This window comes from Streptomyces sp. NPDC055749, from assembly GCF_053617235.1.
Genome location: NZ_JBSHFH010000009.1, coordinates 67,276 through 89,348, shown reverse-complemented (window position 1 = coordinate 89,348; position 22,073 = coordinate 67,276). Strand labels below are relative to the sequence as shown.

The window sequence follows — 22,073 nt, the reverse complement described above, 5'->3', positions numbered from 1 at the left end:
CCCACCGTACGGAGCCGCCCCGCCGTACGGAGCGTACGGCGGGGCGGCTCACAGGGTGGTGACTACTTGGCGGTGTCGGCCGCGCGCACCAGTGCGTCCTTCGTGACGGCGCCGACGTAGACCTTGCCGTCGTCCGTCATCAGCGCGTTGACCAGGCGGGTCTTGAAGACCGTGCCCGAGCCGAACGTCCCGGTGACCCGGCCGCCCAGCGCGTCGAGGAACTGCTGCGCCTCGGCCGGCACGCCCTCGGCGCCCTGCGTGGGCAGACCCGCGCCGCCCGGCATCTCGATCTCGGCGACGGAGGTCCAGCCCTCGCCGATCACATTGAGCCCCTGGAAGCCCTCCAGCGCGCCGAGTTCCTCGGGGGCCTTGTCCGCCTTGCCGTTCTTCTCGGCCTCGGCCTTCAGATCCTCGGCCTCGGTCACCTTCGCACCCTTGGGCGGGGTGAAGGTGAAGGAGGACGCGTCCGGCTTCCCGAAGTCGACCTTGGTGAAACCGGCGTCGATCACGGCCTTGCCGCCGCTGCTCGGGGCCAGGGTGAACTTCAGCGGTACGCCGTTCTCCGCGTCGACCGCGATCGTGACCGAACCGATCGTCGAGCCGGACTGCTTCGGCTTGATCAGCAGCTGGTACGCGTCGCGCCCCGCCACCTGCGCCGTGCCGTCGACCGTGACCGACGTGGTGTCACCCGCGGCCTTGAGCGCTTCCTCGGCCAGCGCCTGGGGCGTGGTGGGCACACCCTCCGGCGCCTTGTGCTCCTTGCCCTCGGTGCCCGCCCCGGCCTTGTCCGCCTCGGCGTGGTAGACCTCGTCGGACTTGCTGTCGTACGCCCAGACCTCGCCCGCGTTGTGGATCAGGCTGTACTCGGCGGCGTCCCCGAGGATCGAGAGACGCTGCTTGTCGGGGCCGTCGGCCGCCAGCCGCAGCGTGTGCGTGCCGGAGGTGAGTTCCATCAGCTTGGCCTGCGGGTCGGCGGCGGAGCCGTCGCCCCCCTTGTCCGCGCCGCCCGGGGCGAAGGAGCCCGCGAGCCCGCCGATCGACGGGAGTCCGAGGTCGGCGGTGACCTTCATCGTGCCGGACAGCTGCTGCTGGTCCGATGCGGCGATCTTCTCGATGAGTTCCTGAGCGGTGATCTTCGGCAGCTCCGGGTCCCCGGAATCCGCCAGCGCCGGGACGAGACCGATCGTCGCCGCCGCCACCCCCGCGACCGCGACGGGGACGATGTAGCGCGCCGCCCTGCGGCGTCGCACGACCGTGCCCGTGGCCTCGCCGGTGGTCTCCGCGCTGTCGTTCGGTGCCATGTGTGCCCTACCTCCGTGGTCGGCGGCTTCCATCGCGCTGAGCCACTCCCTGCCGCCCTGCTCACCCGATGTGGTCAGGAGTGGTTGTTCTCCATCTGACCAAATCGGGCGACGACAAGCGTCAGCCCGCGGGATCAACTCCACGTACTGCTCCGGTATGACACCGAGCCGCCCGGGGTCACCCTTCCAGTAAGGGTTGCCGTGCGAAGCCCGGGCCGAAACCCGACGGACTCTAGGGCCTGTCCGGCGGATCATGGCCGGGGCCACGGCGTCTGGCACGGCACCTCGCGGCGTTGCCAAAACGCCCGAATAGCTCCGCTATTAGGACGCTCCGGCGCCTTGCGATGCACCGCACCAGACGCCGCGTCCTATCCGACCCTGATCCGCCGGACAGACCCTAGCCCGCGCGGTGCACCACGGCGTCGCAGAGCTCTTCGAGCGCGGCCTTCGCGTAGCACTCCGGCAGCGGTGCCAGCGCGGCCCGTGCCTCCTGTGCGTAGCGGACGGTGTCCCGTCGCGCCTGCTCCAGCGCCGGGTGGGCGCGCAGCCTGCGCAGCGCCTCCGCGAGGCGGGCGTCGTCGCTCAGGTCGCCGTCCAGGAGCTCCACGAGCTCCAGGTCGTCCGGCTTACCCTCGGCCGCCGCCTGCGCCCGCAGCAGCAGGACGGGAAGGGTCGGGATGCCCTCGCGCAGATCCGTGCCGGGCGTCTTGCCGGACTCGTGCGTGTCGGAGGCGATGTCGAGTACGTCGTCGGCGAGCTGGAAGGCGACGCCGAGCCGCTCCCCGTACTGGGTGAGGATGTCGACGACCGCTTCGTCGGCGCCGGACATCATCGCGCCGAACCGCCCGGACACGGCGATCAGCGAGCCGGTCTTGCCCCCGATGACGTCGAGGTAGTGACCGACCGGGTCGCGGCCGTCGCGCGGGCCCGCGGTCTCCAGGATCTGACCGGTGACCAGGCGTTCGAACGCCTCGGCCTGGATGCGTACGGCCTCGGGGCCGAGATCGGCCAGGATGTGCGAGGCGCGGGCGAAGAGGAAGTCCCCGGTCAGGACGGCGACCGAGTTGCCCCAGCGGGTGTTGGCGCTGTCCACCCCGCGGCGTACGTCCGCCTCGTCCATCACGTCGTCGTGGTACAGCGTCGCCAGGTGGGTCAGTTCGACGACCACGGCCGAGGGCACGACACCCGGTGCGTCGGGGTCACCGAACTGGGAAGCCAGCATCACCAGCAGCGGACGGAACCGCTTGCCCCCTGCACGTACCAGGTGCTGTGCGGCCTCCGTGATGAAGGGCACCTCACTCTTGGTGGCTTCGAGCAGACCCGCCTCGACAGCGGCCAAACCGGTCTGGACATCGGCCTCAAGAGCCTGGTCCCGAACGCACAGTCCGAACGGCCCGACGACGGTCACGAGGGGATCTCCTGTCTGCTGACGATCACACGGAATGTCGATGTGTCGCTGTCTTCACTCAAGTCAGCGTATCCGGTCCCCTTTGGATCACCGTGGGCGCCTTCCCGCGACCGCCGGTATGTTCGGGATCAGCTCATACGATCAGGAGTTGTCCCTTTGTCCCACAGCGCCAGCGATACCGAGCAGACCCAGCCGCCGCCGGAGGACGACCGCGCCTTCTTCGGCCAGCCGCGGGGCCTGATGACCCTGTCCGGACTGGAGGTCTGGGAGCGGTTCTCGTTCCTGGGCATGCAGGCGATCCTCGTCCTCTTCTTCGCCGACAAGGTGTCCAACGGCGGCATGGGCATGGACGCGGGAACGGCCGCGTCGGTCTCCGCCGCCTACGGCACCCTGGTCTATCTCGTCTCCGTGGCGGGCGGCTGGCTGGCCGACCGGATCCTCGGTTCGTACCGCGCCGTCCTGTACGGCGGCATCCTCATCGCCTGCGGCCACTACTCGATGGCCGTGCCGACCGACACCATGACCTGGGTCGGCCTCGGGCTGATCAGCGCCGGAACGGGCCTCCTCAAGCCCAACGTCGCCTCGATGGTCGGCAAGCTCTACCGCACCGACGACGACCGGCGCGACGCCGGATTCGCCCTCTACTACATGGCCATCAACATCGGCGCCTTCGCCGGACCGCTGATCACCGGCTGGCTCGGCGAGCACGCGAGCTGGCACTGGGGGTTCTCGGCCGCCGCGGTCGGCATGACGTTCGGCCTCATCCAGTACGTGGCGGGCCGGCGTCACCTGGCCGGGCGTAAGCACGCGGCCGAGTTCGCCCTCGCCCCGGAGCCGATGCGGCGCGCCCTGCTTCTCATCGCCGTCGGCATCGTCGTCTTCGCACTCCTCGCCACCGCGCTGGCCCTCGCGGGCTGGCTGACGATGGACCGCTTCGTCGACCTGCTCACCCTGATCTCGGTGATCGCTCCGGCCGTCTACTTCGTGGTGATGTTCCGCAGCCCCCGGGTGACCGCGGAGGAGCGCGGGCGGCTGCGCCCGTACGTCGTGCTGTTCCTGGCCTCGGTCGCCTTCAACTTCATCCTCTTCCAGGCGTACTCGACGATGATGCTGCTCGCGTCGACCAACGCCCGTACCGAGATCTTCGGCTTCCACTTCCCGGCGAGCTGGTACGCCTCCGCGCTCGGCGCCTTCGAGGTGCTGCTCGCGCCCGTCGTGGCCGCCGTCTGGGTGCGGATGGGCCCGCGCCAGCCGCACGCCTCCAACAAGATCGCCATGGGGGTCGTCCTCGGCGGTCTGTCCTTCCTCCTGATGGTCCTGCCGACCTCCGGGCACGCCGACGACACGTATCAGATGGCCGCCTGGTGGATCGTCGGCTCGTACCTCCTGCTCGGACTCGGCGACGTCCTGCTGGAGACCTCCGGCATGTCCGCCACCACCAAGCTCGCCCCCAAGGCGTTCGCCAGCCAGACGATGGCGTTGTGGTTCCTGTCCCTGGCGCTCGCCAACGGCATCCAGGCCCAGGTCGTGAAGCTGTACGGCGAGGTCTCCAACCCCGCCTACTTCGGTGTCAATGGCGCGATCGCGGTGGTCGCCGGGCTGGCCGTCATGGCCGCCGGACCGTGGCTCAAGCGCACCATGCACCCCGTCCACTGAGGTACCGCCATGCACATCCGCACTGAGTTCCCGTACGAGACGACCCGCGAGGACCTGTACATCCCGCTGCCGGACGGCACGAAGCTGTACGCCCGGATCTGGCGGCCGGTCACCGACGAACCCGTACCGGCGCTGCTGGAATACCTGCCCTACCGGCTGAGCGACTGGACGGCTCCGCGGGACTGGCAGCGGCATCCCTGGTACGCGGGGCACGGTTACGCCTCCGTACGCGTCGATGTGCGCGGGCACGGCAACAGCGAGGGCCTGCCGGGCGACGAGTACGACGCGACCGAGCTGGCCGACGGGGTCGCGGTCATCCACTGGCTCGCCCAGCAGGAGTGGTGCTCGGGCAACGTGGGCATGTTCGGCATCTCCTGGGGCGGCTTCAACTCGCTCCAGCTCGCCGCGCTCGCCCCCGCGCCCCTGAAGGCGATCGTCACGGTCTGCTCGACCGACGACCGCTACGACAACGACGTCCACTACATGGGCGGCTCGGTCCTCGCCGTCGACATGCACGCCTGGGCGGCCACCATGCTGGCCTTCGTCTCCCGGCCGCCGGACCCGGCGCAGGTCGGCGAGAAGTGGAAGGAGATGTGGCTGAACCGGCTGGAGGCGGTCGATCCGTTCATCCACACCTGGCTGGCCCACCAGACCCGCGACGACTACTGGAAGCACGGCAGCGTCTGCGAGGACTACGGCGCCGTCAAGGCGTCCGTGCTCGCGGTGGGCGGCTGGCACGACCCGTACCGCGACACCGTGCTGCGGCTGGTCGAGCATCTGGACCCGGGGAAGGTACGCGGGCTGATCGGCCCGTGGTCGCACCAGTACCCGGACCGCGGGCTGCCGCCGGGCCCCGCCATCGGCTTCCTCCAGGAGACGCTGCGCTGGTGGGACCACCACCTCAAGGGCGCGGAGAACGGGGTGATGAACGAGCCCCTGCTGCGCTCCTGGATCAGCGGCTCGCACCCGCCCGCCACGGTCTACGAGACGCTCCCCGGCCGCTGGGTCGGCGACGCGAGCTGGCCCTCGGAGCTCGTCTCCCCCGTCGTGTACGCCCTCCAGGGCGGCCCGCAGACCGTCCTCTCGCCGCAGCAGACCGGGGTGGACGCCGGCCGCTTCTTCCCCTTCGGCAACGACGGCGACCTGCCGCCCGACCAGCGCGACGAGGACGCCAAGTCCGTCTCGTTCGAATTCCCCGTCGCGGACGCCCCCATCGAGATCCTGGGCCGCCCGAGGGTGAAGCTCCGCATCCGGATGGACGTACCGCGCGGACAGGCCATCGCCCGGCTCTGCGACGTGGCCCCCGACGGCTCCTCCACCCTCGTCACCCGCGGCGTCCTCAACCTCTCCGCGCGCCACGGCCGCGACCGGTCCGAGGACTGGCCCGCCGGGGAGACCGAGGACGTGACCTTCGAGCTGAACGGCATCGGGCACACCTTCCCGCGCGGCCACCGGATCAGGCTCGCGGTCTCGTCCTCGTACTGGCCGTGGATCTGGCCGCAGGCCGGTTCGGCGGGCTTCACGCTGGACGCGGAGGGCAGCTTCGTCGAGCTTCCGGTGCGCCGCCACACCGAGGACAACGGCATCACGTTCGGCGAACCGGAGCAGTCCGAACCGCTCGGCGTCGTGTACCCGGCGACGCTCGACGAACAGCGCCCGGAGCGCCTGGTGGTCCGTGACGTCGCCAAGGGCGAGTGGCGCATGGAGGTCGACCCGCGCTACGGCGGCACGCGCGTCTACCCGGACGGGCTCGAATTCACCGAGGACGCGGTGGAGACGTACACCATCCAGGAACACGACCCGCTCTCCGCGCGCACCCGCTCGGACTGGACGATCCGGCTGCACCGCCCGGAGATCGCCTGGGACGTGAGGATCGAGACCCGTTCCGAGATCTCCGCGGACGCTGAGGACTTCATCACCTCCAACGAAGTGATCTGCAAGGACGGCGACGAGGTCGTCTTCCACCGGACCTGGGAGAAGCGCATTCCGCGCACGGCGGGCTGATCCGGACATGTTTGCCCGTGGGGTTCCCGGTTTTCCGGGGACCCCACGGAACTTTCCGGGCATTAGGCACAGTTGAGACACTGCCGTTGGGTAGCAACACCGACGTAACGTGTCCTTCAAGTGACCTGGAAAGCGAGGCAGCAACACATGCCCGAGCAGAGCAGCCCGCTCGATCTGGCCGAGGGCGACCCCTTCGGTCCGCACAACCTTCCGTACGGTGTGTTCTCCACCCCCGACCACGCCGACCACCGCAGGGTCGGCGTCCGCATCGGCAACCACGTGCTGGACGCCGGTGCCGCGGCACACGCGCTCGGCTCGCCGTATGCGCAACTGCTCGCACAGCCCAGCCTGATGCCCCTGCTCGCAGCGGGCCGCACCGCCTGGCGCGATGTACGGCGCGCGCTGACGGCCTGGGTGACGGTCCCGGCGCACCGCGCGGATGTCGAGCCCCTGCTGTACCCGGTCGACTCGGTGACGCTCCATCTGCCGTACGAGGTCGCGGACTACGTCGACTTCTACGCCAGCGAGCACCACGCCACCAACGTCGGCAAAATCTTCCGGCCCGACGGTGACGCGCTGACCCCCAACTGGAAGCACCTGCCCATCGGTTACCACGGGCGGGCCGGCACGGTCGTCGTCTCCGGTACGGATGTGGCGCGTCCCTCGGGCCAGCGCAAGGCTCCTTCGGACCCGGCGCCCGTCTTCGGGCCCTCCGTGAAGCTGGACATCGAGGCGGAGGTCGGCTTCGTCGTCGGCGTCCCCTCGGAGCAGGGCACCGCGGTGCCGCTCGCCGACTTCCGCGAGCACGTCTTCGGACTCTGCCTGCTCAACGACTGGTCGGCGCGCGACATCCAGGCGTGGGAGTACGTGCCGCTGGGCCCGTTCCTCGGCAAGTCCTTCGCCACCTCCGTCTCGGCGTGGGTGACACCGCTGGAGGCACTGGACGCGGCCCGCACGCAGCCGCCCGCCCGCGACTTCCCGCTGCTCCCCTACCTCGACGACGCGAACGAGGAGGAGCACGGCGGCATCGATCTGCGGATCTCGGTCGCGATCAACGGCCACCTCGTGTCCGAGCCGCCGTTCTCGTCGATGTACTGGACGGCCGCCCAGCAGCTGGCGCAGATGACGGTGAACGGCGCCTCGCTGCGTACCGGCGATCTGTACGGCTCCGGCACCGTCAGCGGCGCCGAACCGGCCCAGCGCGGCTCCCTCCTGGAGCTCACCTGGAACGGCCGCGACCCGCTGGACCTCCCCGAGGGGAAGCGGACGTTCCTGGAGGACGGCGACACGGTCACCCTGACCGCGTGGGCCCCAGGACCGCACGGCACACGCGTCGGTCTCGGCGAGGTGACCGGGCGGATCGTACCCGCGCCATGACAGCGGACAGGTGCGGGTGGTGAACCCACCGGCACCGTCCGTCCCGCTGTAGGCCCGTAAGGCCACCCCGGTGTCCGAGGGGTGGTCGCCCGGGTGGCAGATCTTCGTCGCGCCCAAGGGAAACCGCAGCTCACAGCCGTACCACCGGAGCGCCCAAGTGGCGCAACACTGCGGCAACACCACCGCGCGGACCCCGTCGGTATGGTCCAGCGCATGTCAGCCGAACGCATCCGTGAGCACACCGTGCCCCTCGCCGCCGCCCGTCGGCGCCGACTGCGCGCGGACCGTGCCCGGCTGCTCGCCGACCTGCTGCGCCACCAAGTGCGCACCGGCGGCTTTCCTGGTGGCGTACTGCCGTACGAGGACAGCATCGGCACCGACTACGGCGTCTCCCGCAACACCGTCCGCCAGGCCCTGGACCTGCTGCGCGCCGAGGGCCTGGTGGAGCGGCAGCCCGGCGTCGGCACAGTCGTCGTCTCCGAGAAGTACCCGCACGGCCTGGACCGGCTCCAGGGTCTGGCCGAGACCCTGCACGAACACGGCCGGGTCACCAATGAAGTCCGTACCGTCGGGCCCGTGCCCGCCCCCGGAACCGTCGCCCGGCGGCTCGGGATCGCGGAGCACACCGATGTGCTCTACATCGAACGGCGCCGGCTGCTGAACGGCCTGCCGCTGTCCCTCGACCTCACCTACATCCCGATGGACATCGGGTCCGGCCTGATCGGCTGCGACCTGGAGAACACCGATGTCTTCCGGCTGCTGGAGTCCCTGACCGGCCAACAGCTCGGCACCGCCGAGATCACCCTGGAGGCCGTCAACGCCGACGCGCACTCCGCCGCCGTCCTGGAGACCCCGCACGGCTCCGCCGTCCTGCTGCTGGAACGCCTGACCCATCTCTGTGACGGGCGGCCCGTGGACCTGGAGTTCATCCGGTTCCGCGGCGACCGCATCAGCATGAGCGGTCTGCTGCACAGGTCCGCCTGACCCCCTGCTTCCTCCCTCCCCACTTTCCTGGAGACCACCATGCCTCTGGCGCCCCAGCGGGCCGACGTGCCCGTGACCATCGACGAGTCGAAGTGCATCGACGGCTGCACCCTCTGCGTCGACATGTGCCCGCTCGACTCCCTGGCCATCAACCCGGAGAGCGGCAAGGCGTACATGCATGTCGACGAGTGCTGGTACTGCGGCCCGTGCGCGGCCCGGTGTCCCACCGACGCGGTCACGGTCAACATGCCCTACCTCCTCCGGTGAAAGGCCCCTTCTCCCATGCGACGTACGGCAATCCGCGCCGGCGCCCTGCTCACCGCCGCGCTGCTCGTCCCGCTCACAGCGGGCTGCGGGGGCGAGGCGAGCGCCGGTGACGGCAACACGGTCACGGTGACCGTCGGCTATCAGTCCAGGACCATCAACACCGTCACGGCGGGCACCCTGCTGCGCTCCCTCGGCTACTTCGAGGACGAGCTGCGCGCCCGCGGGAAGCGGGACGGCGTCACGTACGAGGTGAAGTGGCAGGACTACGCGACCGGCGCACCGATCACCGCCCAGATGACGGCCGGGAAGATCGACATAGGTTCGATGGGCGACTTCCCGCTGCTGATCAACGCGGCCCGCGGCGAGCAGCTCGACCGCCCCACCAAGCTCGTCTCGGTCACCGGCTACAACCTGCGCGGCGGCCTCAACACCGTCGTGACCGCCGCCGGCTCGCCCCTCGACTCGCTGGACGACCTGCGCGGCAAGAAGGTCTCCACCAGTGTCGGATCGGCCGCCGACGGAACGCTCGTACGCGCGCTCCAACAGGCCGGGATCGACCCGGAGAAGGACATCCGCAAGCTCAACCAGCAGCCCGCGGTGGGCGCGTCCGCACTTCAGGCGGGCAGCGCGGACGCTCTGTCGCAGTTCGTGGCGTGGCCCGGACTGCTGGCGTTCCAGGGCCGGGCGAAGGCGGTCTACGACGGAGCGGAGCTGAACCTTCCGACCTTCCACGGAGTCACCGTCCGCGAGGACTTCGCGAAGAAGCGGCCCGCCGTACTGGAGGACTTCCTGCGCGCCCAGGGCAGGGCCACCGACTATCTGAACCGGAACCCGCTCGCGGCCTCGGAGTCGGTGGCGAAGTCCACCGGGCTGCCAGCCGAGGTGGTCCACCTCTACAACGGCGCCCAGGGCATCGCGACGTTCGACACGACGGTGAAACCCGCGCTGGTGGCGGCGCTCAAGAAGGACGTCCCGGTGCTGCGCTCGGCGAAGCTGGTCGGCGATGTCGACGTGGACGCCTTCGTCGACGAGCAGTACGTCAAGCGGGTGCACGGCTCCGGCTACGCGAAGGCCCGGGCGGCCGGTCCGCCCGCCGCCCGGGGCGGCGAGGTCTGGCTGAAGGGCGAGGACACCACGTCGGCGTTCGCCACACCCACCGAGGTCCTGCGCCACGTCGCCGCGCACCGGGACCGGGTCCGCGCCGCGTACGTCCCCGACGCGAGGACCGGAACCCTGTGGTTCGCGGACCGGGCGGTCTGGGTGTCGGACCCCGCCGGCCAGGGCGCCGGACTGCGGCCGTACGTCACCGAGTCCGCCGCCCGTGCGGACATCGCCGCCCACCCCGGCGCCCGGACCGTCCCGTACGCCACCGCGCTCGAACGGGCCCGCGCCTCATGAGCGGCCGGTGGTCGATCGTGCTGCGGGCCATGTCCCTGGTGACCGCGCTGGGCACCTGGCAGCTGCTGACCGCCTTCGACATCAATCTGTGGCTGCGCTTCGAACAGTTCCCGACCGTGACCGATGTGGCCCGTGCCTTCGGCGACCGGCTCGGCACCGACGCGTACTGGCAGGACCTCACCGACAGCCTGAGCCGGATCGTCACCGGCTTCGCCCTGGCCACTGTCCTCGGCATCACGGCCGGCACAGCCATCGCCCGTTCGCGGACGGCCGCCGATCTGCTCGGCCCGGTCCTCGAAGTCGTGCGCCCCGTACCGGCCATCGCGCTGGTGCCGGTGGCGATCCTGCTCTTCCCCAGCAACGAACAGGGAATCGTCTTCATCACCTGCACCGCGGCGTTCTTCCCCATCATGGTCTCCACCCGGCACGCGGTGCGTGCGCTCACCCCGGTGTGGGAAGAGGCGGTCCTGACCATGGGCGGCGGCCGGTGGCGGATCCTCGGCTCCGTCGTCCTGCCCGGCGCGCTCCCCGGCATCCTGGGCGGGCTCTCCGTCGGCATCGGAGTCTCGTGGATCTGTGTGATCTCCGCCGAGATGATCTCCGGCGAGTACGGAGTGGGGTACCGCACCTGGCAGGACTACACGGTCGTCGACTACCCGGGCGTGTTCGTCGGCATGGCCACGATCGGCCTGCTCGGCTGGATCACCTCGACGGCGGTGGAGCTGCTGGGCCGCCGGCTCACCCGGTGGCTGCCGCGTACGGAGAACCGGCCGCCGTCCCGCGTACGGCACCGCGGGCCCGTGTTCCCGGCCGCGGAGCCGGCCCCCCTGACGAAGGAGCGGGTGCACCCATGACCACCACCACGTCCCGAGGCGTACGGCTCACCCTGCGCGGTGCCGTGCTCGGCAGGGCCGGGGCCCCGGTGCTGGACGGCATCGGCCTCGATGTCGTCCCCGGCGAGATCCTCGCCGTCGTCGGACCGTCCGGCTGCGGCAAGTCCACTCTCCTGCGCACTCTCGCCGGACTGCTGCCCGCGCTCGGCGGCGAGGTCACCCAGGACGGCGAGCCGGTCACCGCACCCCACTTCGAACGCGCCCTCGTCTTCCAGGACGACGCGCTGCTGCCGTGGCGCACGCTGCGGGCCAATGTCGAACTGCCCCTCGCCATCCGGGGCGTCCCGCGCGCCGAACGCGGACAGCGTGCCGACGCCTGGCTGGCCCGCGTCGGCCTGGACGGCCACGGGGCGAAGCTCCCGCACCGCGTATCGGGCGGCCAGCGCCAGCGCGTCCAGCTGGCCAGGGCGCTGGCGGCCGAGCCGCGCGCCGTCCTGATGGACGAACCCTTCGGCGCGCTGGACGCCCGGACGAGGGCCGGGATGCAGCACCTGCTCGTCGACGTCCTGGACGGCACGGGCGCCACGGTCGTCTTCGTCACGCACGACGTGGACGAGGCCCTGTTCCTGGGCGACCGGGTGGCGCTGCTGCCCGGCGGGCGCGTCCTGGACGTGCCGCGTCCACGCTCACGCGCCGCGCATGCCGACCCGGAGACCGTCGCGCTGCGCCGCGAGGTCCTCGAATCACTCACTCCCGCCCACTGAAAGGCATGACCGTGCAGATCCCCGCCCTCGCCGACGCCGAGGAACTCTCCTGCGACGTACTGGTCGTCGGGGGCGGCACGGCCGGCACCATGGCGGCCCTCACCGCCGCCGAGCACGGCGCATCCGTCCTGCTGCTGGAGAAGGCGCACGTCCGTCACTCGGGCGCCCTCGCCATGGGCATGGACGGAGTCAACAACGCCGTCATCCCCGGCAGGGCGGAACCCGACGACTACGTCGCCGAGATCACCCGTGCCAACGACGGCATCGTCGACCAGTCCACGGTCCGCAGGACCGCGGTGCGGGGCTTCGCGATGGTGCAGCGTCTGGAGTCGTACGGGGTGAAGTTCGAGAAGGACGAGCACGGTGAGTACGCCGTGCGCCAGGTGCACCGCTCCGGCTCGTACGTGCTGCCGATGCCCGAGGGCAAGGACGTCAAGAAGGTTCTCTACCGGCAGCTGAGGCGCCGTGAGATGCGGGAACGTATCCGGATCGAGAACCGGGTGATGCCGGTCCGCATCCTCACCGGCGACGACGGCCGCGCGATCGGCGCCGCGGCCTTCAACACCCGTACCGGAGCGTTCGTCACGGTCCGCGCCGGTGCCGTCGTCCTCGCCACCGGACCGTGCGGGCGCCTTGGCCTGCCTGCCTCCGGCTACCTCTACGGAACGTACGAGAACCCCACCAACGCCGGTGACGGGTACGCCATGGCGTACCACGCGGGCGCCGAACTGACCGGCATCGAGTGCTTCCAGATCAACCCGCTGATCAAGGACTACAACGGCCCTGCCTGCGCCTACGTCGCCAATCCGTTCGGCGGCTACCAGGTGAACCGGCACGGCGAACGGTTCGTGGACTCCGACTACTGGTCGGGCCAGATGATGGCGGAGTTCGCGGCGGAGGTCGCCTCGGACCGGGGCCCCGTGTATCTGAAGCTGAGCCACCTTCCCGAGGAGTCCGTCAGCGCCCTGGAAGGCATCCTGCACTCCACGGAACGGCCGACGCGGGGCACGTTCCACGCGAACCGGGGTCATGACTACCGCACCCACGACATCGAGATGCACATCTCCGAGATCGGCCTGTGCGGCGGCCATTCGGCCTCCGGCGTCCGGGTCGACGACCACGCCCGTACGACGGTGCCGCGCCTGTACGCGGCCGGGGACCTGGCCTGCGTCCCGCACAACTACATGATCGGGGCGTTCGTCTTCGGCGACCTCGCGGGCGCCGACGCCTCGCAGTTCACGGCGTACGAGGGCGAGCTGCCCGCCGGTCAGCTGCGAGAGGCCCACGAGCTGATCTACCGGCCCCTGAGCAACCCGGAGGGGCCGCCTCAGCCCCAGGTCGAGTACAAGCTGCGCCGTTTCGTGAACGACTACGTGGCCCCGCCCAAGTCGGGGGCCCGGCTCTCGCTGGCGCTGGAGTCGTTCGAGCGGATGCGCACCGACATCGCGGAGATGGGTGCCAAGACCCCGCACGAACTGATGCGGTGCGCCGAAGTGAGCTTCATCCGGGACTGCGCGGAGATGGCGGCCCGCTCCTCGCTGGCCCGCACGGAGTCACGCTGGGGCCTCTACCACGAGCGTACGGACCATCCCGAGCGCGACGACACGGACTGGTTCCACCACCTGGACCTGCGCAAGTCGCCTTCGGGCGCGATGGAGTTCACGGCCCGGCCGGTCGCCCCGTATCTCGTCCCGGTCGACGGGTTCACCCCCGTGGGCGGGCCCTCGCGCGAGATCGGCGAGGTCGAGCCCGAGCACGTCGCCACGGCGGGGCGACGCGACACCGTCCCGTCGTCCGGCCCCCGTACCGCGACGGCTTCCGAACCCGGCCCCGCCGGCGCTGTCCCGGAGCCGTCAGGACCGTCCCCCCGCATCCTCGAACTCCTCGCCCTCGCCGACGACCAGCCGGGCCTTTCCGCCCTTGCCCCGTATCTGGCCGACGCGGACCCGGCCGTCCGCCGCGCCGCCGTGGCCGCCCTCACCGAGTCGACGCCGGAGGGCGCGGGCCCGGCCCTGGCCGCGACGCTCGCCGACCCCGCGCCGTCGGTGCGGGCGGCGGCTGCCGCCTCCCTGCGGGAACTGGTCGAGGTGCTGCCTGCCGAACCCGCCCTGCGCGAACCGCTGGTGACCGCTCTGGGTTCGTACGACCCCGTCGTACGGGCCACCGCGCTGGACACCCTGCGGGCACTGCGGCTGGGGGACGCCAAGTTGTACGCCCGCACGCTCGACGACCCGGTCATCGACGTCCGCATCCACTCGGTACGGGCGCTCGTCTCGGTCGACGCGGTGGGCTTCCTGGCAGGGGCCGCTGCCGACCCGTCACGCGAGGTCCGGGTGGCCCTCGCGAAGGGGCTGGCCGCCACGCACTCCCCCGCCCCGGAGCCGCTCGCCCCGCTGCTGGAGGACGGGGACGCGCTGGTCCGCGCCGCCGCCCTGGCCGCGCTCGCGGCGACGGGGTGCCCGCCCGCGTACGCGGCGACGGCGGTCGCGGCCCTCTCCGATCCGGCGTGGCAGGTCCGCGCGGGGGCGGCGACGGCGCTCTCCCCGGCGGACCCGGATTCCGCGATCGCCCCGCTGACCGGAGCCCTGGGCGACCCGAACGCCGACGTACGCAAGGCGGCGGTGCTGGCGCTGCTCCACCACACGGCGCACGACGCCGCCCGGGAAGCCCTGGCAGGAGTGCTCACCGACCCGGACGCGGACGTACGCTCCTACGCGGCCAGGGGGGCGGTGCTCAACGGCGCCTGACTCACTCGTACTCGGGCGGTTCCTCGTCCCAGCCGAACTCGGGGTCCGGGGCCGCGGAGGCTGCTGCGGCGGCGTGGACGGGGCGGCCTGGGGCTTCCCTGGTCGCCGGTACGGCAGGTCGCGGCGCTTCCTTCGCGCCCGCGCCCACGGCTCCCGCGTCCACAGCCCCCGTCTCCGCGCCCGCCTCCGCCTCTCCGAACGTCGCGAGCACTTCCAGCACCCCTTCGCCGTACGTGGCGAGCTTCTTCTCGCCCAGGCCGCTGATCCCGCCCAGCTCGGCCGCCGAGCCGGGGCGCAGAGCGGCGATCTCCCGCAGCGTGGCGTCGTGGAAGATGACGTACGCCGGGAGCCCCAGCTCCTTCGCCTGCGCACCGCGCCACGCGCGCAGCGCCTCGAAGACGGGGACTGCTGCCTCCGGGAGGTCGGCGACGGCGGCCTTCCCCTTGCGCTCGCCCTTCGAGGAGGACGAGGAACGGGACGTGGGCTTCTTCGGCTCCTTGCGGAGCATCACCTCCCGCTCACGTCCGAGCACGGAGGCACTGTCGTCGGTCAGCACGAGCGTGCCGTACTCGCCCTCGACCGCGAGGAGGCCCTGCGCGAGCAGCTGACGCACCACTCCCCGCCATTCGGCCTCGGCCAGCTCCTCGCCGATGCCGAAGACCGAGAGCTGGTCGTGATCGAACTGGATGATCTTCGCGGTCTTCCGGCCGAGCAGGATGTCGATGATCTGGCCCGCGCCGAACTTCTGGCCGCGCTCCCGCTTCAGCCGCACCACCGTGGACAGCAGCTTCTGTGCGACGACCGTGCCGTCCCAGGTCTCGGGCGGGGCGAGGCACGTGTCGCAGTTCCCGCAGGTCGCCGCTCCGGGCTCCTGGCCGAAGTACGTCAGGAGCTGGGCCCGGCGGCACTGGACCGTCTCGCACAGGGCCAGCATCGAATCGAGGTGGGAGGCGGCGCGGCGCCGGAACGCCTCGTCACCCTCGCCGCCCTGGATCATCTTGCGCTGCTGGACGACGTCCTGGAGGCCGTACGCCATCCAGGCCGTGGACGGGCCGCCGTCACGGCCGGCGCGGCCGGTCTCCTGGTAGTACCCCTCGACGGACTTGGGCAGGTCGAGGTGGGCGACGAAGCGGACGTCGGGCTTGTCGATGCCCATGCCGAAGGCGATGGTCGCGACGACGACGAGGCCCTCCTCGCGCAGGAAGCGCGACTGGTGGAGCGCGCGCGTCCCGGCGTCCAGACCCGCGTGGTACGGCACGGCCTCGATGCCGTTGCGGCAGAGGTACTCCGCTGTCTTCTCGGTGGAGTTGCGCGAGAGGCAGTAGACGATGCCCGCGTCCCCGGCGTGCTCCTCCTTGAGGAAGGTCAGCAGCTGCTTCTTCGGGTCGGACTTGCCCACGATGCGGTACTGGATGTTGGGCCGGTCGAAGCTCGCGACGAAGTGCTTGGCGTCCGGCATCCCCAGACGCTGGGTGATCTCCTTGTGCGTGGCGTCCGTCGCGGTCGCCGTCAGCGCGATGCGGGGTACGTCGGGCCAGCGCTCGCCCAGCACGGAGAGGGCAAGGTAGTCGGGGCGGAAATCGTGGCCCCACTGCGCCACGCAGTGCGCCTCGTCGATGGCGAAGACGGAGATCTCGCCACGGGCGAGCAGGGCGAGGGTGGAGTCGAGGCGCAGCCGCTCGGGGGCCAGATACAGCAGGTCCAGCTCGCCCGCGAGGAACTGGGACTCCATGGAGCGGCGCTCGTCGAAGTCCTGCGTGGAGTTGACGAACCCGGCGCGCACGCCCAGCGCCCGCAGGGCGTCCACCTGGTCCTGCATGAGGGCGATCAGCGGGGAGATCACGATGCCGGTGCCGGGCCTGACCAGCGCCGGGATCTGGTAGCAGAGGGACTTGCCGCCACCGGTCGGCATGAGCACGACCGCGTCGCCGCCCGCCACCACATGGTCGATGACGGCGCCCTGCTCGCCGCGGAACGCCTCGTACCCGAACACCCGGTGAAGCGTCTGCCGCGCTTCGCTCCCGTCCACACTCATGGTCACGCCCGTCCCGCTCATCTGCTCTGTCCCCCGTGGTCCGCCCTGTCCGGCTTTCGTCCCGTCCCCCACCACGATAGGCGGCGCCTACGACAACGCCGGACGGGCTCGAAGTCCGAGCCCGTCCGGCGTGGAGGACAGTGTGTGCTTCTCCGGCTACCGCACGAACACTCCGGCCTGGCTCGCCAGGTCGAGGAAGTACTGCGGGGCCAGGCCCAGCACCAGCGTCACGGCCACTCCGACCGCGATCGTCGTCATCGTCAGCGGGGACGGGACGGCGACCGTGGGGCCGTCCGCCTTCGGCTCGCTGAAGAACATCAGGACGATGACCCGGATGTAGAAGAACGCGGCGATGGCCGAGGAGATCACACCGACCACGACCAGGCCGCCCGCGCCGCCCTCCGCCGCCGCCTTGAACACGGCGAACTTCCCCGAGAAGCCCGAGGTGAGCGGAATGCCCGCGAAGGCCAGCAGGAACACCGCGAAGACCGCGGCGACCAGCGGCGAGCGCCGGCCGAGCCCGGCCCACTTCGACAGGTGCGTCGCCTCGCCGCCCGCGTCGCGGACCAGGGTGACGACGGCGAAGGCGCCGACCGTCACGAAGGAGTACGCGACCAGGTAGAAGAGGACCGAGGAGATGCCCTGCGGGGTGGTGGCGATGACACCCGCGAGGATGAAGCCCGCGTGCGCGATGGAGGAGTAGGCGAGCAGGCGCTTGATGTCGGTCTGGGTGATCGCGACGATCGCGCCGCCCAGCATCGTGACGATGGCGACCGCCCACATGACCGGGCGCCAGTCCCAGGCGAGGCCCGGCAGCACCACGTACAGCAGGCGCAGCAGCGCTCCGAACGCGGCGACCTTCGTGGCCGCGGCCATGAATCCCGTGACCGGGGTCGGGGCGCCCTGGTACACGTCCGGCGTCCACATGTGGAACGGGACCGCGCCGACCTTGAAGAGCAGGCCGGTCAGGATCATCGCGCCGCCGATGAGCAGCAGTGCGTCGTTGCCCATGGTGTCGGCGAGCGCCGGGTCGACGGCCGTGACGGAGCCGTCCACCACGTTGGCGATGGTGGCGTACGAGACGGAGCCCGCGTACCCGTAGAGCAGAGCGATCCCGAAGAGCAGGAACGCCGAGGAGAAGGCGCCGAGCAGGAAGTACTTCACCGCGGCCTCCTGCGACATCAGCCGCTTGCGGCGGGCGACGGCGCACAGGAGGTAGAGCGGGAGCGAGAAGACTTCCAGCGCGATGAAGAGTGTCAGCAGGTCGTTGGCCGCCGGGAAGACCAGCATGCCCGCGACGGCGAAGAGCACCAGCGGGAAGACCTCGGTCATGGTGAATCCGGCCCGCACCGCGGCCTTCTCGCCGTCGCTGCCCGGCACGGAGCCGGGCTGCGCGGCGAAGGAGTCGACACGGTTTCCGTGCGTCGCCGGGTCCAGGCGCCGTTCCGCGAAGGTGAACACGGCGACCATGGAGACGAGAAGAATGGTGCCTTGCAGGAACAGCGCGGGGCCGTCCACCGCGATGGCGCCCATGGCCGCGATGTGCGCCTTCGTCGTGCCGTACCCGCCGGCCGCCAGGCCGATGACGGCGGCGAAGGCGGCGGCGAGCGCGACGACGGTCAGGAAGACCTGCGTGTAGTACCGGCCCCTGCGCGGGACGAAGGCCTCCACGAGGATGCCGAGGACGGCGGCGCCGACGACGATCAGGACGGGTGCCAGTTGGGCGTACTCGATGGTCGGCGCCGTGAACTTCTCGTCCGGAGCGGCCGATGTCACCCCGCCCACCGTTGTCCACAGGCTGTGGACAGCTGTTGCGCTCACTTGGCGGCCTCCACCTCGGGCTGGGGGTCCTGCTTCTGTACGTCCTGCATGGTGTGCTCGACCGCGGGGTTGACGACCTCGGTCAGCGGCTTCGGGAAGACCCCGAGGAAGATCAGCACCGCGATCAGCGGAAGGGCGACCGCAAGCTCCCGGACCTTGAGGTCGGGCATGCCCCGGACCTCGGCCTTGACCGGCCCGGTCATCGTCCGCTGGTAGAGGACGAGGACGTAGAGCGCGGCCAGCACGATGCCGGAGGTGGCGATGATGCCCGCCGCCGGATACGCGCTGAACGTGCCGACCAGGACCAGGAACTCACTGACGAACGGCGCCAGGCCGGGCAGCGAGAGCGTGGCCAGACCACCGATCAGGAAGGTCCCGGCCAGAACCGGCGCCACCTTCTGCACCCCGCCGTAGTCGGCGATGAGCCGGGAGCCGCGCCGCGTGATCAGGAATCCGGCGACCAGCATCAGCGCGGCCGTCGAGATCCCGTGGTTGACCATGTAGAGCGTGGCGCCGGACTGGCCCTGGCTCGTCATCGCGAAGATGCCGAGAACGATGAAGCCGAAGTGCGAGATCGAGGCGTACGCGATCAGCCTCTTGATGTCCCGCTGGCCGACCGCGAGCAGCGCCCCGTACACGATGGAGATCAGCGCGAGCACGATGATCACCGGGGTCGCCCACTTGCTGGCCTCCGGGAACAGCTGGAGGCAGAAGCGGAGCATCGCGAAGGTGCCGACCTTGTCGACGATCGCGGTGATCAGCACGGCGACCGGCGCGGTCGCCTCACCCATGGCGTTGGGCAGCCAGGTGTGCAGCGGCCACAGCGGGGCCTTCACCGCGAAGGCGAAGAAGAACCCGAGGAACAGCCACCGCTCCGTGCTGGTCGCCATCTCCAGCGAGCCGTTGGCCCGGGCCTCGGCGATCTCGGAGAGCGAGAAGCTCCCCGCGACCACGTAGAGACCGATGACCGCGGCCAGCATGATGAGTCCGCCGGCCAGGTTGTACAGGAGGAACTTGACCGCCGCGTACGAACGCTGTGCCGCGGCGTTCTCGTCGCTGCCGGAGTGCGCACGGTCGCCGAAGCCGCCGATGAGGAAGTACATCGGGATGAGCATGGCTTCGAACAGGATGTAGAAGAGGAAGACGTCGGTGGCCTCGAAGGAGAGGATCACCATCGCTTCGACCATGAGGATCAGGGCGAAGAAGCCCTGAGTGGGGCGCCACCGCGAGGACTTGGTCTCCAGGGGGTCGGCGTCGTGCCAGCCCGCCAGGATCACGAACGGGATCAGCAGCGCGGTGAGCGCGAGGAGCGCCACCCCGATGCCATCTACACCCAGCTCGTACCGCACACCGAAGTCCGCGATCCAGGCGTGGGACTCGGTCAGCTGGTAGCGGTCGCCGCCGGGCTCGAAGCGGGCGAACACGATGCCCGCCAGGACGAGGGTGCCGAGCGAGAACAGCAGGGCCAGCCATTTGGCGGCGGTGCGCTGCGCGGCCGGGACGGCGGCGGTGACGATCGCTCCGATCGCCGGAAGCGCCGCCGTCGCTGTCAGGAGGGGAAAGGACATGTGATCAGACCGCCCTCATCAGCAGGGTCACGGCGATGAGAACCGCCGTACCGCCGAACATCGAGACCGCGTAGGTACGGGCATAGCCGTTCTGCAGCTTGCGCAGCCGGCCGGAGAGCCCGCCGACCGAAGCGGCCGTACCGTTGACGACGCCGTCGACCAGACTGTGGTCGACGTAGACCAGCGAGCGGGTGAGGTGCTCACCGCCACGGACCAGGACCACGTGGTTGAAGTCGTCCTGGAGGAGATCGCGGCGGGCGGCCCGGGTGAGCAGCGAGCCGCGCGGGGCGACGACCGGGACCGGCCTGCGCCCGTACATCGCCCAGGCGATGGCGACACCGATGAGGAGCACCACCATGGTGGCGCCGGTGACGGTGGCCGCGCTGACCGGTGCGTGCCCGTGGTCGTGTCCGGTGACGGGCTCCAGCCAGTGCATGAACCGGTCGCCGATGGAGAAGAAGCCTCCCGCGAACACCGACCCGAAGGCCAGCACGATCATCGGGATCGTCATCGACTTCGGGGACTCGTGCGGGTGCGGCTCGTGGCCCTCCGCGTCCGGCTGCCAGCGCTTCTCGCCGAAGAACGTCAGCAGCATCACGCGCGTCATGTAGAACGCGGTGATCGCGGCGCCCAGCAGGGTGACGGAGCCGAGGATCCAGCCCTGGGTGCCGCCCTTCGCGAAGGCCGCCTCGATGATCATGTCCTTGGAGAAGAAGCCGGACAGGCCCGGGAAGCCGATGATCGCGAGGTAGCCGAGGCCGAAGGTGACGAAGGTGACCGGCATGAACTTCCGCAGGCCGCCGTACTTCCGCATGTCGACCTCGTCGTTCATGCCGTGCATGACCGAACCGGCGCCGAGGAAGAGCCCGGCCTTGAAGAAGCCGTGCGTCACCAGGTGCATGATCGCGAAGACATAGCCGATGGGGCCGAGGCCCGCGGCGAGGATCATGTAGCCGATCTGCGACATCGTCGACCCGGCGAGGGCCTTCTTGATGTCGTCCTTGGCGCAACCGACGATCGCACCGAACAGGAGCGTGACGGCGCCGACGACCACGACGGCCAGCTGGGCGTCGGGGGCGGCGTTGAAGATCGCGCCGGACCTGACGATCAGATAGACACCCGCGGTGACCATGGTGGCGGCGTGGATGAGGGCAGAGACCGGGGTCGGGCCCTCCATCGCGTCACCGAGCCAGGACTGCAGCGGCACCTGGGCCGACTTGCCGCAGGCCGCGAGGAGCAGCATCAGGCCGATCGCCGTCAGCTTGCCCTCGCTCGTCTCCCCGGTCGCCGAGAGCACGGGGCCGAAGGCGAAGGTTCCGAAGGTCGTGAACATCAGCATGATCGCGATCGACAGACCCATGTCGCCGACGCGGTTGACCAGGAACGCCTTCTTGGCGGCGGTGGCCGCGCTGGGCTTGTGCTGCCAGAAGCCGATGAGCAGGTACGACGCCAGACCGACGCCCTCCCACCCGACGTACAGCAACAGGTAGTTGTCGGCGACGACCAGCAGGAGCATCGCCGCGAGGAAGAGGTTCAGATAGCCGAAGAAGCGGCGACGGCGTTCGTCGTGCTCCATGTAGCCGATCGAGTAGATGTGGATCAGCGTGCCCACACCGGTGATCAGCAGAACGAACGTCATCGACAGCTGGTCGAGCTGGAAGGCGATGTCCGCCTGGAAGCCCTCGACCGGAATCCAGCTGTACAGATACTGACGCATCGTCCGCGCCTCGGTCTCGTACCCCAGCATGGCGCTGAAGAGCACGACACCGAGGACGAACGAGGCGGCGGCGAACAGGGTGCCGATCCAGTGGCCGGCCCGGTCGAGCCGACGGCCGCCGCACAGCAGCACCGCCGCTCCGAGCAGGGGCGCCGCGACCAGCAGCGCAATCAGGTTCTCCACGATTCCGACC

At 70.5% G+C, this 22,073-nt stretch carries 15 protein-coding genes; 9 read left to right on the top strand and 6 right to left on the bottom strand.

The window, feature by feature from the left end; genetic code table 11:
* Positions 1-62: 62 nt before the first annotated feature.
* Both ACWGO0_RS09290 and ACWGO0_RS09285 read right to left on the bottom strand, forming a co-directional pair.
* A complete protein-coding gene (locus tag ACWGO0_RS09290; protein ID WP_453530443.1) occupies positions 63-1,301 on the bottom strand; it encodes a LolA family protein in 1,239 nt (412 codons plus the stop codon).
* Between the two features lie 397 nt (positions 1,302-1,698).
* Entirely contained in the window at positions 1,699-2,709 is a 1,011-nt protein-coding gene (locus ACWGO0_RS09285) for a polyprenyl synthetase family protein (RefSeq protein WP_453530440.1), read from the bottom strand.
* A 156-nt stretch (positions 2,710-2,865) separates the two neighbouring features.
* Between ACWGO0_RS09285 and ACWGO0_RS09280 the strand changes: the two genes are divergently transcribed.
* The 9 genes from ACWGO0_RS09280 to ACWGO0_RS09240 all read left to right on the top strand — a co-directional run bounded on the left by ACWGO0_RS09280 (position 2,866) and on the right by ACWGO0_RS09240 (position 14,739).
* On the top strand, positions 2,866-4,365 hold the full coding sequence (locus tag ACWGO0_RS09280) for a peptide MFS transporter (RefSeq protein ID WP_453530437.1): 1,500 nt from the start codon (positions 2,866-2,868) through the stop codon (positions 4,363-4,365).
* 9 nt (positions 4,366-4,374) lie between these two features.
* Complete coding sequence (locus tag ACWGO0_RS09275) at positions 4,375-6,369, top strand: CocE/NonD family hydrolase (RefSeq protein WP_453530434.1); 1,995 nt, start codon at positions 4,375-4,377, stop codon at positions 6,367-6,369.
* A 147-nt stretch (positions 6,370-6,516) separates the two neighbouring features.
* Complete coding sequence (gene fahA, locus ACWGO0_RS09270) at positions 6,517-7,746, top strand: fumarylacetoacetase (RefSeq protein ID WP_453530432.1); 1,230 nt, start codon at positions 6,517-6,519, stop codon at positions 7,744-7,746.
* Between the two features lie 213 nt (positions 7,747-7,959).
* Positions 7,960-8,730: a GntR family transcriptional regulator gene (locus tag ACWGO0_RS09265; protein WP_453530429.1), complete on the top strand. Its 771-nt coding sequence runs from the start codon at positions 7,960-7,962 to the stop codon at positions 8,728-8,730.
* Positions 8,731-8,769: 39 nt separating this feature from the next.
* Positions 8,770-8,997, top strand: a complete 228-nt coding sequence (locus ACWGO0_RS09260; protein WP_250968247.1) for a 4Fe-4S dicluster domain-containing protein — start codon at positions 8,770-8,772, stop codon at positions 8,995-8,997.
* Between the two features lie 15 nt (positions 8,998-9,012).
* Entirely contained in the window at positions 9,013-10,395 is a 1,383-nt protein-coding gene (locus ACWGO0_RS09255) for an ABC transporter substrate-binding protein (RefSeq protein WP_453530425.1), read from the top strand.
* Positions 10,392-11,249 (top strand): ABC transporter permease, encoded by an 858-nt coding sequence (locus ACWGO0_RS09250; RefSeq protein WP_453530422.1) that lies wholly within the window; start codon positions 10,392-10,394, stop codon positions 11,247-11,249. The genes ACWGO0_RS09255 and ACWGO0_RS09250 overlap by 4 nt, the downstream gene beginning before the upstream one ends.
* Positions 11,246-11,992, top strand: coding sequence for an ABC transporter ATP-binding protein (locus ACWGO0_RS09245; RefSeq protein ID WP_453530419.1), 747 nt, complete (start codon positions 11,246-11,248; stop codon positions 11,990-11,992). The genes ACWGO0_RS09250 and ACWGO0_RS09245 overlap by 4 nt, the downstream gene beginning before the upstream one ends.
* A gap of 5 nt (positions 11,993-11,997) precedes the next feature.
* Positions 11,998-14,739: a fumarate reductase/succinate dehydrogenase flavoprotein subunit gene (locus ACWGO0_RS09240; protein ID WP_453530416.1), complete on the top strand. Its 2,742-nt coding sequence runs from the start codon at positions 11,998-12,000 to the stop codon at positions 14,737-14,739.
* Between the two features lies 1 nt (position 14,740).
* On the opposite strand, the gene recQ is transcribed toward ACWGO0_RS09240, so the two are convergent.
* From recQ to nuoL, 4 genes are all read right to left on the bottom strand, one after another.
* Positions 14,741-16,774, bottom strand: a complete 2,034-nt coding sequence (gene recQ, locus ACWGO0_RS09235) for a DNA helicase RecQ (RefSeq protein WP_453530413.1) — start codon at positions 16,772-16,774, stop codon at positions 14,741-14,743.
* A gap of 156 nt (positions 16,775-16,930) precedes the next feature.
* Positions 16,931-18,595, bottom strand: a complete 1,665-nt coding sequence (nuoN, locus tag ACWGO0_RS09230) for an NADH-quinone oxidoreductase subunit NuoN (protein WP_453530410.1) — start codon at positions 18,593-18,595, stop codon at positions 16,931-16,933.
* Positions 18,592-20,163 (bottom strand): NADH-quinone oxidoreductase subunit M, encoded by a 1,572-nt coding sequence (locus ACWGO0_RS09225; protein WP_453530407.1) that lies wholly within the window; start codon positions 20,161-20,163, stop codon positions 18,592-18,594. Before ACWGO0_RS09225 ends, nuoN begins: the two co-directional genes overlap by 4 nt.
* A gap of 4 nt (positions 20,164-20,167) precedes the next feature.
* Entirely contained in the window at positions 20,168-22,063 is a 1,896-nt protein-coding gene (gene nuoL, locus ACWGO0_RS09220) for an NADH-quinone oxidoreductase subunit L (RefSeq protein WP_453530404.1), read from the bottom strand.
* Positions 22,064-22,073 lie beyond the last annotated feature (10 nt).

Bases quoted from the DNA above. Each gene is read 5' to 3' on its own strand.
- ACWGO0_RS09290 (WP_453530443.1), bottom strand. From the start codon at position 1,301: ATGGCACCGAACGACAGCGCGGAGACCACCGGCGAGGCCACGGGCACG.
- ACWGO0_RS09275 (WP_453530434.1), top strand. From the start codon at position 4,375: ATGCACATCCGCACTGAGTTCCCGTACGAGACGACCCGCGAGGACCTG.
- fahA (WP_453530432.1), top strand. From the start codon at position 6,517: ATGCCCGAGCAGAGCAGCCCGCTCGATCTGGCCGAGGGCGACCCCTTC.
- ACWGO0_RS09265 (WP_453530429.1), top strand. From the start codon at position 7,960: ATGTCAGCCGAACGCATCCGTGAGCACACCGTGCCCCTCGCCGCCGCC.
- ACWGO0_RS09260 (WP_250968247.1), top strand. From the start codon at position 8,770: ATGCCTCTGGCGCCCCAGCGGGCCGACGTGCCCGTGACCATCGACGAG.
- ACWGO0_RS09255 (WP_453530425.1), top strand. From the start codon at position 9,013: ATGCGACGTACGGCAATCCGCGCCGGCGCCCTGCTCACCGCCGCGCTG.
- ACWGO0_RS09250 (WP_453530422.1), top strand. From the start codon at position 10,392: ATGAGCGGCCGGTGGTCGATCGTGCTGCGGGCCATGTCCCTGGTGACC.
- ACWGO0_RS09245 (WP_453530419.1), top strand. From the start codon at position 11,246: ATGACCACCACCACGTCCCGAGGCGTACGGCTCACCCTGCGCGGTGCC.
- ACWGO0_RS09240 (WP_453530416.1), top strand. From the start codon at position 11,998: ATGACCGTGCAGATCCCCGCCCTCGCCGACGCCGAGGAACTCTCCTGC.
- recQ (WP_453530413.1), bottom strand. From the start codon at position 16,774: ATGAGTGTGGACGGGAGCGAAGCGCGGCAGACGCTTCACCGGGTGTTC.
- ACWGO0_RS09225 (WP_453530407.1), bottom strand. From the start codon at position 20,163: ATGTCCTTTCCCCTCCTGACAGCGACGGCGGCGCTTCCGGCGATCGGA.